The organism is Pseudomonas cistanchae (assembly GCF_054483635.1).
Genome location: NZ_JBTLWN010000001.1, coordinates 1,451,208 through 1,464,992 on the forward strand (window position 1 = coordinate 1,451,208; position 13,785 = coordinate 1,464,992).

Genomic DNA, 13,785 nt, shown 5'->3' on the forward strand with positions numbered 1-13,785 from the left:
TGTCATTCTCCCAACTTGAAGCCGCGAGTGGGCTTGCGGTGGCCGTAGGTACGCGGCCGGGTGTAATAGTCGATGGTCGGCGCCGCCAGGTTCATCAGCAGTACGGCGAAGGCCACCGCGTCGGGGTAGCCGCCCCAGGCGCGGATCACGTAGATCAACACGCCGACGCCGACCCCGAAAATCAACCGACCCAGGGTACTGGTAGCGCCGGACACCGGGTCGGTGACGATAAAGAAGGCGCCGAGCATGGTGGCGCCGCTGAGCAGGTGAAACAGCGGCGAGCCGTTGGAGTCCGAGCCCGAGCCATTCCAGAACAGCAGGCTCATGACGAACAGGCCCGCGAGCATGCCGACCGGGGCGTGCCAGGTGAACAGGCGCTTGTGCAGCAGATACATGCCGCCAGCGAGAAACGCCAGATTGACGACTTCCGCTGCCATGCCGCCAAAGTAGCCGAACGCCGGGTTCTGCGCCCAAAGCTCATCCATGGTCAGGCTCTGGTTGACCTTCAGCGCGTCCAGCGCGGTGGCCTGGGTCCAGCCATCGGCAAGGTCGGCGATGCCGATGATCTGCTGTATGCCCTCGAGCATGCCAACCGCATGCGGCGCTGGCCAGCTGGTCATTTCCAGCGGGAAGGAGATCAGCACCACCACATAGCCAAGCATTGCTGGGTTGAAAGGATTCTGCCCCAGGCCGCCATACAGCTGTTTACCAAACACGATGGCGAAACCCGTGGCGATCAGGGTCAGCCACCAGGGCGCGTAAGGCGGCAAGGCCAGCGCCAGCAGTATTGCGGTGACCAGCGCGCTGTAGTCCTGCAGGAAGAAACCGATCGGGCGCTTGCGCAGGGCCAGGATGGCAGCTTCGAAGCCCAAGGCGCAGGCGCTAGCCCAGAGCAGATTGATCAGGGTGCCGGAACCGAACAGCCAGGTCAGCGCCAGAATGCCGGGCACGGTGGCGAGCATGACCTGCAGCATCACCTGCTGAGTACGGTTGCTGCCCTTGGCGTGGGGCGATGTGATGCGGGGCAGGGCCATTGGCGCTCCGGTTGTTGTCTTGCGTAGGCTGCGCGATGCGCAGCCTCGGGGTTTGGATCCTGAATCCTATGTCTATCTGCAATGTCCGCAATATCGTAGGGGCGGACATGCCGAAGGCTTGTCCGCCATCGCGGTTTGGTGGATGGATGAAGCGCCATCCACCCTACGGCCTCATAGATCTTGCACAAGAACATAGGATCTACGGGGTTAGCCTGCGTGCTCCTGTAATTTGCTTTCGGCTTGGGCCAAACGCTCGCGTGCTGCAGCCAGTACTTCATCGGCGGTGCTGTCGTCGCGCTCCAGCTTGCGCAAATCGGCGCGGGCGAAGGCGACTTCGGTTTTCAGCGCGCGGGTGGCGTCGTCGACTGGACGCTTGTCGCTGCGAATCAGCTCGGGTACCGGTTTGTTCGAAGCTTCTTCAGCGGCATGCAAAGCCTGTTCGGCGTTGGCCACGGCATCACGCAGTTTATTTAGCTCGGCGTCGTCGCTGCCCGCCTTTTCAGCTTTCTTCAGTTCGGCGCGCTTCATGGCCAGTTCGATCTTGGCTTTCTTTAGCAGATCGATTTCCGGAGCCGTTTGCGCGACGGCGGCTTGAGCTGCGGGTGTCTGACTTTCAAGGCTGGCCAAAAGCTTTTCGGCGGCTTGCAACTGATCGCGTAGCTGTTGCAATTCGTTCTGCTGCTCGGCACTTGGCGCTTCGAGCTTCTCCAGCTTGCGCACTTGGGCACGCAGCATGGCTGCATCGATCTTGGCTTTCTTCAGTGCAGTGTCATCGGCGGCAGGTTTTGCACTTGGCGCAGGCGCTTCAACCTGCAGACCCGCGAGCAGCTTTTCCGCCGCTTCCAATTGGCCGCGAAGCTGCTGCAGTTCGCTTTGCTGTTCATCGCTGGGCGCTTCGAGCTTTTCCAGCTTGCGCGCTTGGGCACGCAGCATGGCTGCATCGATCTTGGCCTTCTTCAGTGCAGTGTCATCGGCGGCAGGTTTTGCACTTGGCGCAGGCGCTTCAACCTGCAGACCGGCGAGCAGCTTTTCCGCCGCTTCCAATTGGCCGCGAAGCTGCTGCAGTTCGCTTTGCTGTTCATCGCTGGGCGCTTCGAGCTTTTCCAGCTTGCGCACTTGGGCTCGCAGCATGGCTGCGTCGATCTTGGCTTTCTTCAGTGCGCTGTCATCGACCGCGGCTGCAGGCGATACGGGAGCGGCCGCCATGGCCGTCTCCAGAGCTTGTTGCGCGGCTGCGGCGGCGCCGCGCAGTTCGTCGACCTGGGCCTGCATCTCTGCAGTGGCGTGGGCAGCCAGTTGTTTCTCGGCCTTCTTCAACGCGACCTGGGCCATGCTGGCTTCGATCTTGAGCTTCTTCTGCTCGTCGCTGAGGCCCGCTGGCTTGGCTGCGGGCGCCACGCTGCTTTCATCGGCGCCGGGTGCTTCAGCTTGGGCTGCCTTGGCCCGTGCAGCGCGCTCGGCGCGGGCCTGGCGTTCGGCTTCCTTCTGCTCTTCCGCGCGACGCAGGCGTTCCTGGCGCAATTCGAAGCGCTGCTTGGAGTGTTCGGCCTTGAGGTGTTTCTGCTCCAGCTCGCGAATCTCGCCCTTGGCGGCGCGGTAATACTGCACCAGGGGAATATTCGACGGGCAGACGTAGGCGCAGGCGCCGCACTCGATGCAGTCGAACAGGTTATGCGCCTTGAGCTGCTCGTGCTCCTGGCCGATGGCGAAAAAATGCAGCTGTTGCGGCAGCAGGATGGCCGGGCACACTTCGGCGCAATCGCCGCAGCGGATGCAGGGCAACGCTGGCGGCGGTGGCGGCAGTTCCTCGGCGGTGGAGGCCAGCAGGCAGTTGGTGGTCTTGATCAGTGGCACGTCGAGGTCGGGCAGGGTGAAGCCCATCATCGGCCCACCCATGATCAGCCGGTTGAGTGCGCGGCTGTCCAGCCCGGCGAATGCCAGCAGTTCCTCGACCGGGGTGCCGAGCAGTACTTCGACGTTCATTGGCCGCGCCAGGGCCTCGCCGGTCAGGGTGGTGATTCGCGAGATCAATGGCTTGCCGAGCATCACCGCGTTGTGAACGGCTACGGCGCTGCCGACGTTCTGGCAGAGGATGCCGATATCCGCTGGCAATCCGCCGCTGGGTACTTCCACGCCGGTCAGAATCTGGATCAGCTGTTTTTCGCCGCCGGACGGATATTTGGTCGGGAACACCCGCACGCTGAACGGCCGCTCGCCAACGGCGGACCTGACCGCCGCAATCGCCTCGGGCTTGTTGTCCTCGATGCCGATCAGCACCTGCTCGGGCTGAATCAGGTGCGCGAGAATCTCGATACCGCTGACCAGCTCGGCGGCTTTCTCGCGCATCAGCAGGTCATCGGCAGTGATATAGGGTTCGCACTCGGTGCCATTGATGATCAGCGTGTGGATTTTCTGCGTCGGTCGCGCGGTGAGCTTCACCGCGGTAGGGAAACCCGCGCCGCCCAAGCCGTTGATTCCGGCCTGGCGGATGACTTCCAGCACGCTATCGGCATCCAGGCTCTGGTAATCGGGATGCGGGGTCAGGTCGGTCCACTGGTCCAGGCCGTCGCTGTCGATCACGATGGCCGGCGCTAGCATGCCGGACACATGGGGATAGGGCTGCGGCCCGATAGCGCTGACGGTGCCCGAGGTCGGCGCATGTACCGGTACGCTGACAAAGCCATTGGCGCTGGCGATCAGCTGACCCTTGCGCACGTATTCGCCCACCTCAACCACCGGCACCGCGGGCGCACCGATATGTTGCTGCAGGGGCAGAACCAGCCGTTTTGGCACGGGCATGGGCTGGATCGGCGCGCGGTTGGACAACGCCTTGCGTTCCGGCGGATGAATCCCGCCGGGTATGTCCCACACGGTCGCGTCAGAGGTGTGCAGGGCCGTCATGCTGCCCGCTCCCGGTCGCTGGCGATGAGTTGCCCCGGCGGCAGTGGCTTGCTCCATTTCCAGCTTTGCACGTTGCTGCCCACTTCGATCATGTCGATGCAGTCGACCGGGCAAGGCTCGACGCACAGGTCGCAACCGGTGCACTCGCTGACGATCACCGTATGCATCTGCTTGGCTGCGCCGACGATGGCGTCCACCGGGCAGGCCTGGATGCACTTGGTGCAGCCGATGCATTCGGCCTCGCGGATATAGGCAACCATCTGCGGTTTTTCGCCTTCCACGGCGTCCAGCGGCTCAGCCTCGACATCGAGCAGATCGGCCAGCGCCTGGATGGTCGACTCGCCACCGGGCGGGCATTTATTGATCTTGTCGCCGCCAGCGATGGCTTCGGCGTAGGGTTTGCAGCCTGGGTAGCCGCACTGGCCGCACTGGGTTTGTGGCAGCAGCGCATTGATCTGCTCGGCAATCGGGTCACCTTCGACCTTGAAGCGCACGGCGGCGAAGCCAAGTATTGCGCCGCAGACCAGGCACAACGCGAGCAATGCCAGAACGGCGATCAGTACCACACTCATAGCTTGATCAAACCGGTAAAGCCCATGAATGCCAGCGACATCAGGCCTGCGGTGACCATGCCAATGGCCGCGCCCTGGAACGACTTCGGCACGTCGGCGATGGCGATGCGTTCGCGCATGGCGGCAAACAGCACCAGCACCAGGGAGAAACCGAGGCCTGCAGCAAAGCCGTTGGCGGTGGCGGTGATAAAGGTGAACTCAGACTTGTTGGCGTTGAGCAGGGCGACGCCGAGCACGATGCAATTGGTGGTGATCAGCGGCAGGAAGATGCCGAGCACGCGGTACAGCAGCGGGCTGGTCTTGTTCACCACCATCTCGGTGAACTGCACTACCACGGCGATCACCAGAATGAAGCTGATGGTGCGCAGGAACTCGATATCCAGCGGCTTGAGCACGTACTGCTGAACCAGGTAGCTGCACATGGCGGCCAGGGTCAACACGAAGGTCGTAGCGAGCGACAGGCCGATGGCCGTCTCGATCTTCTTCGACACGCCCATGAATGGGCACAGACCAAGGAACTGCACCAGCACGAAGTTGTTGACCAGGATGGCGCTGACCATGATCAAGGCGAGTTCGGTCATCGGGTTACCGTGTGCTCTGAAAAGGTCGTGGGAGGGCCGCTATTATCGGCAAGGCGATCCCCCCAGACAAGCCGGATCAATGCCGCTGAGTCAGCGGCATAAGGCTGGCGCAGCCTGATCGGCGGCTGCGCCAGGCGCGTATTTACTTGACCCGCTGGCCCGGCTTGGCGCCGCTGTCCGGGCTGAGCAGGTAGATTTCCTCGCCGCCAGGACCGGCCGCCAGGACCATGCCTTCGGACACGCCGAACTTCATTTTGCGCGCGGCCAGGTTGGCCACGTACAGGGTCAGGCGACCTTCCAGCTTGCTTGGGTCTGGGTAGGCGCTCTTGATGCCGCTGAACACGTTGCGCTTGGCATCGCCGATATCCAGGGTCAGGCGCAGCAGCTTGTCGGCGCCTTCGACGAACTCGCACTTCTCGATCAGGGCAATACGCAGGTCGACCGCTGCAAAGGCGTCGAAGGCGATTTCGGCGGCCAGTGGGTCTTTTGTCAGTTCGCCATTGCCAGCTGCAACTGGGGCGGCTTCGCTGGCAGCGAGGTCTTCTTTGGAGGCTTCGATCATGGCGTCGATTTTCGCAGGCTCGATACGGGTCAGCAGGGCGCTGAACGGGTTCAGTTGATGGTTGGCCAACAGGTTCTGATGGTCGTCCCAGGCCAGCGGCGCGACATTCAGGAAGGCTTCGGCGTCGCTGGCCAGTTTCGGCAGTACCGGTTTGAGGAAAATCACCAGCTGGCGGAACAGGTTAACGCCCAGGGCGCAGATGGCCTGCACTTCGTCCTGCTTGCCGTCCTGTTTGGCCAGCGACCAGGGTGCCTTGTCGGCGATCCAGGCGTTGGCGCGGTCAGCCAGCGCCATGATCTCGCGCATGGCGCGGGCGAAGTCGCGGGCCTCGTAGGCTTCGGCGATGCTTGGCGCGGCGGCCTGGAAGGCTTCGGTCAGTTCCGGCGCGGCATTGCCGCTTACCAGCAGGCCCGCGTTGCCCTTATGAATAAAGCCGGCGCAACGGCTGGCGATATTCACCACCTTGCCGACCAGGTCCGAGTTGACCTTCTGCACGAAGTCTTCGAGGTTAAGGTCGAGGTCGTCGACGCCACGGCTCAGTTTGGCCGCGTAGTAGTAGCGCAGGTATTCCGGGTTGAGGTGATCCAGGTAGGTGCGCGCCTTGATAAAGGTGCCGCGCGACTTGGACATCTTCTGCCCGTTGACGGTCAGGTAACCGTGTACGGCGACCGCGGTCGGCTTGCGGAAACCCGCGCCTTCGAGCATCGCCGGCCAGAACAGGGCATGGAAGTTGACGATGTCCTTGCCGATAAAGTGGTACAGCTCGGCAGACGAATCCTTGCCCCAGAACGCATCGAAATCCAGCTCGGGTGTGCGGTTGCAGAGGTTCTTGAAGCTGGCCATATAGCCGATCGGCGCGTCCAGCCAGACGTAGAAGTATTTGCCCGGCTCATCGGGGATTTCGAAGCCGAAGTAGGGCGCATCGCGCGAGATATCCCACTCCTGCAGGCCAGAATCCAGCCATTCGGCGATCTTGTTGGCGACCGCGTCCTGCAGTGCGCCACCACGGGTCCAGCTTTTCAGCATGGCCTCGAAGTCCGGCAGCTTGAAGAAGAAGTGCTTGGAGTCGCGCAACTCGGGTACGGCGCCGGAGATGGCCGAGCGCGGATTCTTCAGTTCGGTGGGCTCGTAGGTGGCGCCGCATTTCTCGCAGTTGTCGCCGTACTGATCTTCGGCCGCACACTTCGGACAGGTGCCTTTGATGAAGCGGTCGGCGAGAAACATGCCTTTCTCAGGATCGAAGTACTGGGTCACCGACCGAGTGGCGATATGACCGGCGTCGCGCAGCTTCAGGTAAATCGCTGCGGACAGCTCGCGGTTTTCTTCGGAGTGGGTCGAGTGGTAGTTGTCGAAGTTGACTCCGAAGTCGGCGAAGTCGGCGGTGTGCTCGGCCTTGACGTTGGCAATCAACTGTTCCGGGGTGATGCCTTCCTTCTCGGCGCGCAGCATGATCGCCGAACCATGGGCGTCGTCGGCGCAGACGTAGATGGCCTGGTTCCCGCGCAGTTTCTGGAAGCGCACCCACATGTCGGTCTGGATGTACTCAAGCATATGGCCGAGGTGGATCGAGCCATTGGCGTAGGGTAGGGCGCTGGTAATGAGAATTTTGCGGGCTTCGGTCATGGTGATCGGCTGCACTGGCATTACGAGGGAAGTCGGCAACTATATAGGCGCAGCGGTTTTTTTTCATCCGCGCACCGCTTGTGCTGGCCCTTTGAATTTTCACCGTTGCGTCCGGGTCGTGACGATAAGCCGCGTCAGCTAGCTCCTGCGGCCGCTGCCTGGGGTAACATGGCCGCCTGCGTTACTAGCCATTCGGAGCACCCCATGACTGTCGTCACCCGCGCTGCGGTAGAAGCCCTGTTGTCCCAATACACCGATCCCCACCTGAATCAGGACCCAGTCAGTGCCGGCTGTCTTCGCGAGGTCGATATCCAGGGTGGTAAGGTCAGCGTGCGGTTGCAGCTGGGCTACGCCGCCGGTCTGTTCAAGAGCGGCTGGGCGCAGATGCTGCAAATGGCGCTGGAAAACCTCGACGGTGTCGAGCGCGCTCAGGTTCAGGTCGACTGCGTGATCGAGGCGCACAAGGCCCAGGAGCAGGTCCCGGCCCTGAGCAACGTGAAGAACGTGATCGCCGTGGCCTCGGGCAAGGGCGGCGTGGGCAAATCCACCACCGCGGCCAACCTGGCATTGGCCTTGGCCCGTGAAGGCGCCAAGGTGGGGATTCTCGATGCGGACATCTACGGGCCGAGCCAGGGCATCATGTTTGGCATCCCTGAAGGCACGCGGCCGCAGGTAAAGGATCAAAAGTGGTTCGTTCCGCTCGAAGCCCATGGCGTCGAGGTGATGTCCATGGCGTTTCTCACCGATGAAAACACCCCGGTGGTCTGGCGCGGCCCCATGGTTTCCGGCGCGCTGATCCAGCTGATCACGCAAACGGCCTGGGGCAATCTGGATTATCTGGTGGTGGACATGCCGCCTGGTACCGGCGATATCCAGCTGACCCTTGCGCAGAAGGTGCCGGTGGCCGGCGCGGTGATCGTCACCACGCCGCAGGATCTGGCGCTGCTGGATGCAAAAAAGGGCGTGGAGATGTTCCGCAAGGTCAACATTCCGGTGCTCGGCGTGGTGGAAAACATGGCCGTGCATATCTGCTCGAACTGCGGTCACGCCGAGCACCTGTTCGGTGAGGGTGGCGGTGAAAAACTGGCCTCGCAATTCGGCGTCGACCTGCTGGCCTCGTTGCCGCTGTCGATGGCGATTCGCATGCAGTCCGACGGCGGCAAACCGACCACCATCGCTGACCCTGAAAGCCAGATCGCGATGATTTATCAGGAAGTTGCTCGCAACGTGGGCGCACGCATCGCCCTGGGTGGCGAACGCCACGCCATGCCGACCATCGAGATAAGCGAGGATTGATGCGCAGTGGGCCGCGCGTGGCGCGCGGCCGCGTTTTTACTGGATGAGCGCCCACAAAAAAGCCCCGCACATGGCGGGGCTTTTCTTGAAGTTAGATCAGGTTATACGACCTGAACTTCCTCAGCTTGCATGCCTTTCTGACCACGGGTAGCGACGAAAGTCACTGCCTGGCCTTCTTTCAGGCTCTTGAAGCCATCGCTCTGGATAGCTTTGAAGTGTACGAAGAGGTCGTCACCGGATTGAGGGGTGATGAAGCCGTAGCCTTTTTCATCATTGAACCACTTGACGGTGCCATTCTGACGATTCGACATGTTATGTCTCCTAACAATTTTAATAACAGCCCTGGAAAAGCCCAGGCCGGGACTGAGTGCAACGAGTACTAGGAGTCGGACGATGTTTGGATCGAAATCTAGGCATCAAGTAGCGATTCGCGGTGACACATGCAGCACAGTGGGCCAACCATACTCGCTTTTAACGCTAAGCGCGAACTCTCTAAGCAGCTTTTTGTTATTTGCTGAGTGCGCGGCGGTTTCGAACTGCTCGTTGATCCTGATCAACAGCCTTTGAACCGCGCCGCCTGCACCGGTAATATGCGCTCACTTTTTCACCACCAGCCTTTCAGGACGTCCCGCCATGAGCATCAAATCGGATAAATGGATTCGCCGCATGGCCCAGGAACACGGCATGATCGAGCCTTTCGTCGAGCGCCAGGTGCGCACCGAAGGCGCCCAGGCGCTGATCTCCTATGGGGTGTCCAGCTACGGGTACGACGTGCGCTGCGCCGATGAATTCAAGGTGTTCACCAACATCAATTCGGCGACGGTGGACCCGAAGAATTTCGACGAGAAAAGCTTCGTCGACGTGAAAAGCGATGTCTGCATCATCCCGCCGAACTCGTTTGCCCTGGCGCGTACCGTCGAATACTTCCGTATTCCGCGCAACGTGTTGACCATCTGCCTGGGCAAGAGCACCTATGCGCGCTGCGGCATCATCGTCAACGTCACGCCGCTCGAACCTGAGTGGGAAGGCCATGTGACGCTGGAGTTCTCCAACACCACCACCTTGCCGGCAAAGATTTACGCCAACGAAGGCGTGGCGCAGATGCTGTTCCTCGAGTCCGATGAGGAGTGCGAGGTCTCTTACAAGGATCGGGGCGGCAAATACCAGGGCCAACTGGGCGTAACCCTGCCCAAGGCGTAACGCCTACCGAAAAGCCGGGCATGCCCCGGCTTTTTTGTGCCTGCGAAATGAGGCTTCTCTTGAATGAGACTGCTGCTGTGCAAGCGCGCCGGACCGCACGCATCGGTGCAAATGTTCTCGGAATTACTGCCAGGCGCCAGACTCTACCTTGAGTCTGGCATCCGCCATTGGAGGTTTTCCATGTACCGGCATTCGCAACCTGTCATCCCATCCCTCAGCCTGCTAATGGGCGGAGTTCCAGGACAGCCCGAACCCGATAGTCCGAGCGATCCAGGCGTCCCTGACCCACCCATGGAGCCAGGCGAGCCGACCGTTCCCGATCAGGCGCCGCCTGTACCTGTGGTTGCGCGTTAGCGATCAGGGGGCGAGGGGCAGTTCGCGCTTGTGCCGGGTGTTGTCGTAGGCGCGAACAATCAGCTGGTACGCCTTGTCGCTGACGGCGTTGCCATGCAGAAACGCATCGATTTCGTCGTAACTGACACCATGCGCTTCTTCGTCGGGCTTGCCAGGCCGCAGTTCTTCAAGGTCTGCAGTAGGGACCTTGAACGCCAGATGTTCGGGCGCTCCCAGGCTACGGGCGATGTGGCGCACCTGGCCTTTGACCAGGCCGCTCAACGGCGCCAGATCACAGGCGCCGTCGCCAAATTTGGTAAAGAAGCCCATCACCGCCTCGGCGGCGTGGTCGGTGCCGATCACCAGGCCGTTGCAGGCGTTGGCGATGGTGAACTGAGCGACCATGCGGGTGCGTGCCTTGATATTGCCGGCCACGAAATCGCGCCGCGTATCGCTGAGCGGCTGCAGCGCTGCGGTCTGCTCCATCAGACCGCGCACGCTGTCCGCGATGTTCACGGTCTGCTCTTCGTCAGCCTTGATGAATTGCAGCGAAGCCTGGGCATCGTGCTCGTCGTGCTGGGTGCCGTGGGGCAGGCGGACGGCGATGAAACGGTACTGCGTATCGCCGGTTTCGCGGCGCAGTTCCTCCACGCAAAGCTGGGCGAGTTTGCCCGCGGTGAGCGAGTCGACGCCGCCGCTGATGCCCAATACCAGCACCTTCAGGCCTGAATGGCGCAGGCAATCCTTGATAAAGGTTTTTCGCCGGTCGATCTCGGCCAGCAGTGCGGCCTCGTCGGCAAAGGGTGGCGTCACATTCAAGGCTACGGCGATCTCGGCTTGGCGGTTGCTCATGTCAAAGTCCTCACTGGGCGTCGCTGACGCGGAAAACGTGTTTTAGGTAGCTGACGAAATTCTCGTCGCGGCACTGGGTCTTGCCGGCAGTGTCGGAAATCTTTGCAACGGGCTGGCCGTTGCAGGCGGTCATCTTGATCACGATGTTCATCGGCTCGACCCCGGGAATGTCACAGGTCAGATTGGTGCCGATGCCGAAGCTTACGTTGATCCGGCCGTGAAGTGCACGGTAGAGCCGCAGAGCCTTCTCCAGGTTCAATCCGTCGGAGAACACCAGGGTTTTGCTCCGTGGGTCGATGCCGAGCTTTTCGTAATGGGCGATGGCCTTGTTGGCCCAGATCAGCGGGTCGCCGGAGTCATGGCGCAGTCCATCGAACAGCTTGGCAAAGTACAGATCGAAATCGTTGAGAAACGCATCGGTGGTGATGCAATCGGTCAGTGCGATGCCCAGCAGGCCGCGGTATTCACGCACCCAGCAGTCGAGTGCGGCGATCTGGCTGTCGATCAGCCGCGGGCCGAGCTGCTGGTGGGCCATCAGCCATTCGTGGGCCATGGTGCCGATGGGTTTCAGGTTGAATTCACGAGCCAGGTGCACGTTGCTGGTGCCGACGAAGCGCCCCGGAAAATCGCGCGTGAGGATGTGCACCATTTCTTCCTGCACCCGGTAAGAGAAGCGCCGGCGAGTGCCGAAGTCGGCCACTTGGAAACCTGCCAGCTCGCTGGTCGAGGCCTCGCCTTTCAACCAGTCGAGCTTGCGATAAAGCTGTTCGCTGGCCTGTTCCAGCACCGTTTCGCGGTAGCGGTAACGGTTGCGCACCTCGCTGACGATGGCCAACAGCGGAATTTCATAAAGAATCACGTGCAACCAGGGGCCGCGCAGGCGAATGCACAGCTGGCCGTCTTCGATGCTGGTTTGCACATAGCGCAGATTGAAGCGGAACAGGCTGAGAAAGCGGATGAAGTCCGGCTTGATAAATGGAATCTTTTCCAGAAAAGCCAGTTGGTCGGCGGTAATGGAAATCTCCGCGAGTCGCTCGATCTGATAACGAATTTCCGCCAGGTAAGGCGTGAGGTCTTCCTGGTTGCGGCAGCGAAACTCCCACTCGACTTCAGTGTTTGGGTAGTTGTGCAGCACGGCCTGCATCATGGTCAGCTTGTAGAAATCGGTATCCAGCAGGTTCTGCACGATACGCTCGGCAAATACGCTTTCGCCCATGATCAGTTCTCCTTGTCCCTGTTGAGGGCTGCGTCCAGCTCGTCCAGGCTGGCATACAGCGCGATATCCATGGCGTGCATCTCGGCGCGTGCCGTGGCGGCGGTGTCTTGCGCAATGGCACGGCAAGCCGGCAGGTAGACGCCGACCTCGAAACCAGCCCGGCGCAGTTGCAAAGCGCTGGTTTTCACGCAGTAATCCAGCGCCAAACCGCCCAGCAGCACGCGTTGTACGCCATTGTGCCGAAGAAACTCGATTGCGCCCGTGCTGCGCGTCTCGGCCAGGTCGTGGTAGCACGCGCCGTAGGGGTGAAGGTCCGGCTCTATGCCTTTCCACACGAAATAGTCGTATTCCAGCGGTTGCGGCAGCCCGTCGAGCAGTTCGAAGCCGGGCGTGCCCGGTACGCAGTGGCTGACCCAGCTGAGGTCGGCATTGGGCAGCGCCAGCGGTTGCAGCATCTGCTCGTGGCTGGCCGCGATCCATACAGCCTGAGGGCTGTGGGCATCCTTGCTGCCCAGACGCAGTTGCGCGCGGCTGGCCAGTTGATTCAACGCCGGGACGATCTGTTCGCCACCGGGCACCGGCAGTTCAGTCGGACAAAGCGGGGTGAAACCCTTTTGCGCATCGATGTCGAAGCTGGCGGTTTTCATCAGGCATCTCCTTGTGCTCAGGTGTGGCTATATATTCCACGTGATGTAATATGTCGTCAAGCGTTATTGCAGACCGCTCGAGACTGAATTGTCAGCGGCTGCTGGCAATGCAGTAACCATAGGTTGATGAGCATGGGAGGGTGGATGAGTACGGCTGAAGTGCTGGCCAGTGTCGACATAGTCGCGCTGCGCATGAACGATCGGAGTCAGTTGGACATTTTGCTGATACGCCGCGCGCAGGCGCCGTTCGCGCAGCAGTGGGCACTGCCCGGGGTATTGGTCAACGGCCTTACTGCGGATGCCAGTCTGGATGCGGCGGCCACTCGTGCGTTAGCGGTCAAGGCGCGGATCAAACCGCGTTACATGGAGCAGGTCGCAACGGTGGGCGACGCGGTACGCGATCCACGCGGCTGGTCGCTCAGCACCTTTTATCTGGCCCTGGTTGCACCTGACACGCCACTGGGCGATGAGGATTTGTCCTTTGTCGCGCTGAACGCGGTGCTGGACCGGCGCTTTGCGTTGCCGTTCGATCATGCTCAGCTGGTTGCGCTGGCCTGTGAACGGCTGGCGGCGAAATCGACCTACACCTCGTTGCCGCTTTATCTCATCAGTCAGCGGTTTACCGTGACCGAAGCCCTGGCAGCGTTTCAGGTCTGCCTTGGACAAGCCGTGCAGCACACGACGTTGCGCGGGCGCCTGGAGCGCATGAAACAACACGGCTGGATAGTGGAAACCGGCGAGAAGAACTACCCGAAGATGGGCCGGCCGCAGAACGTGCTGGAGCATCGGCCGCAGCCCTCGGCCGCATTCGTCTTTGATCGCAGCGTGTTGAGCTGATGACGTTGTGTTTACCGGAGCGGCGCTGGCGAAAAGCGGAAAAAAGAAAAGGGCGCCTAAAAGGCGCCCTAAAACGATGATCTATGGAGTAAGTCCACTAGCTCAGAGCTGAGCAACTCGACTTAGTTCAT

General features: G+C 61.2%; 12 protein-coding genes. 3 read left to right on the forward strand and 9 right to left on the reverse strand.

Annotated elements, in window-relative coordinates:
* Window positions 1-2: 2 nt before the first annotated feature.
* The 5 genes from ACX0MV_RS06625 to metG all read right to left on the reverse strand — a co-directional run bounded on the left by ACX0MV_RS06625 (window position 3) and on the right by metG (window position 7,273).
* On the reverse strand, window positions 3-1,034 hold the full coding sequence (locus ACX0MV_RS06625) for an RnfABCDGE type electron transport complex subunit D (RefSeq protein WP_458981671.1): 1,032 nt from the start codon (window positions 1,032-1,034) through the stop codon (window positions 3-5).
* 207 nt (window positions 1,035-1,241) lie between these two features.
* Entirely contained in the window at window positions 1,242-3,935 is a 2,694-nt protein-coding gene (gene rsxC, locus ACX0MV_RS06630) for an electron transport complex subunit RsxC (protein WP_458981672.1), read from the reverse strand.
* Window positions 3,932-4,507 (reverse strand): electron transport complex subunit RsxB, encoded by a 576-nt coding sequence (gene rsxB, locus ACX0MV_RS06635; RefSeq protein ID WP_458981673.1) that lies wholly within the window; start codon window positions 4,505-4,507, stop codon window positions 3,932-3,934. Before rsxB ends, rsxC begins: the two co-directional genes overlap by 4 nt.
* On the reverse strand, window positions 4,504-5,088 hold the full coding sequence (rsxA, locus tag ACX0MV_RS06640; RefSeq protein WP_458981674.1) for an electron transport complex subunit RsxA: 585 nt from the start codon (window positions 5,086-5,088) through the stop codon (window positions 4,504-4,506). The genes rsxB and rsxA overlap by 4 nt, the downstream gene beginning before the upstream one ends.
* A gap of 142 nt (window positions 5,089-5,230) precedes the next feature.
* Window positions 5,231-7,273 (reverse strand): methionine--tRNA ligase, encoded by a 2,043-nt coding sequence (metG, locus tag ACX0MV_RS06645; protein ID WP_458981675.1) that lies wholly within the window; start codon window positions 7,271-7,273, stop codon window positions 5,231-5,233.
* A gap of 168 nt (window positions 7,274-7,441) precedes the next feature.
* Here metG and apbC point away from each other — a divergent pair, with 168 nt between their 5' ends.
* Window positions 7,442-8,569 (forward strand): iron-sulfur cluster carrier protein ApbC, encoded by a 1,128-nt coding sequence (gene apbC, locus ACX0MV_RS06650; RefSeq protein WP_458981676.1) that lies wholly within the window; start codon window positions 7,442-7,444, stop codon window positions 8,567-8,569.
* Between the two features lie 101 nt (window positions 8,570-8,670).
* Here the strand turns inward: apbC and ACX0MV_RS06655 are convergent, their stop codons facing one another.
* On the reverse strand, window positions 8,671-8,880 hold the full coding sequence (locus ACX0MV_RS06655) for a cold-shock protein (protein WP_090242762.1): 210 nt from the start codon (window positions 8,878-8,880) through the stop codon (window positions 8,671-8,673).
* Window positions 8,881-9,202: 322 nt separating this feature from the next.
* On the opposite strand from ACX0MV_RS06655, the gene dcd reads away from it, so the two are divergent.
* Window positions 9,203-9,769: a dCTP deaminase gene (dcd, locus tag ACX0MV_RS06660; RefSeq protein ID WP_458981677.1), complete on the forward strand. Its 567-nt coding sequence runs from the start codon at window positions 9,203-9,205 to the stop codon at window positions 9,767-9,769.
* 357 nt (window positions 9,770-10,126) lie between these two features.
* Here dcd and nadE read toward each other — a convergent pair whose 3' ends face one another.
* Genes nadE through ACX0MV_RS06675 form a run of 3 tightly spaced genes read right to left on the reverse strand, consistent with a single transcriptional unit; the run spans window position 10,127 to window position 12,817 of the window.
* Complete coding sequence (nadE, locus tag ACX0MV_RS06665; RefSeq protein ID WP_458981678.1) at window positions 10,127-10,954, reverse strand: NAD(+) synthase; 828 nt, start codon at window positions 10,952-10,954, stop codon at window positions 10,127-10,129.
* Window positions 10,955-10,964: 10 nt separating this feature from the next.
* Window positions 10,965-12,170 carry a nicotinate phosphoribosyltransferase gene (gene pncB / locus ACX0MV_RS06670; protein ID WP_458981679.1) on the reverse strand — a complete coding sequence of 402 codons (1,206 nt, stop codon included), beginning with the start codon at window positions 12,168-12,170 and terminating at the stop codon, window positions 10,965-10,967.
* Window positions 12,171-12,172: 2 nt separating this feature from the next.
* Window positions 12,173-12,817 carry a nicotinamidase gene (locus tag ACX0MV_RS06675; protein WP_458981680.1) on the reverse strand — a complete coding sequence of 215 codons (645 nt, stop codon included), beginning with the start codon at window positions 12,815-12,817 and terminating at the stop codon, window positions 12,173-12,175.
* A gap of 144 nt (window positions 12,818-12,961) precedes the next feature.
* Between ACX0MV_RS06675 and ACX0MV_RS06680 the strand changes: the two genes are divergently transcribed.
* Entirely contained in the window at window positions 12,962-13,654 is a 693-nt protein-coding gene (locus ACX0MV_RS06680) for an NUDIX hydrolase (RefSeq protein ID WP_458981681.1), read from the forward strand.
* Window positions 13,655-13,785: the final 131 nt, after the last annotated feature.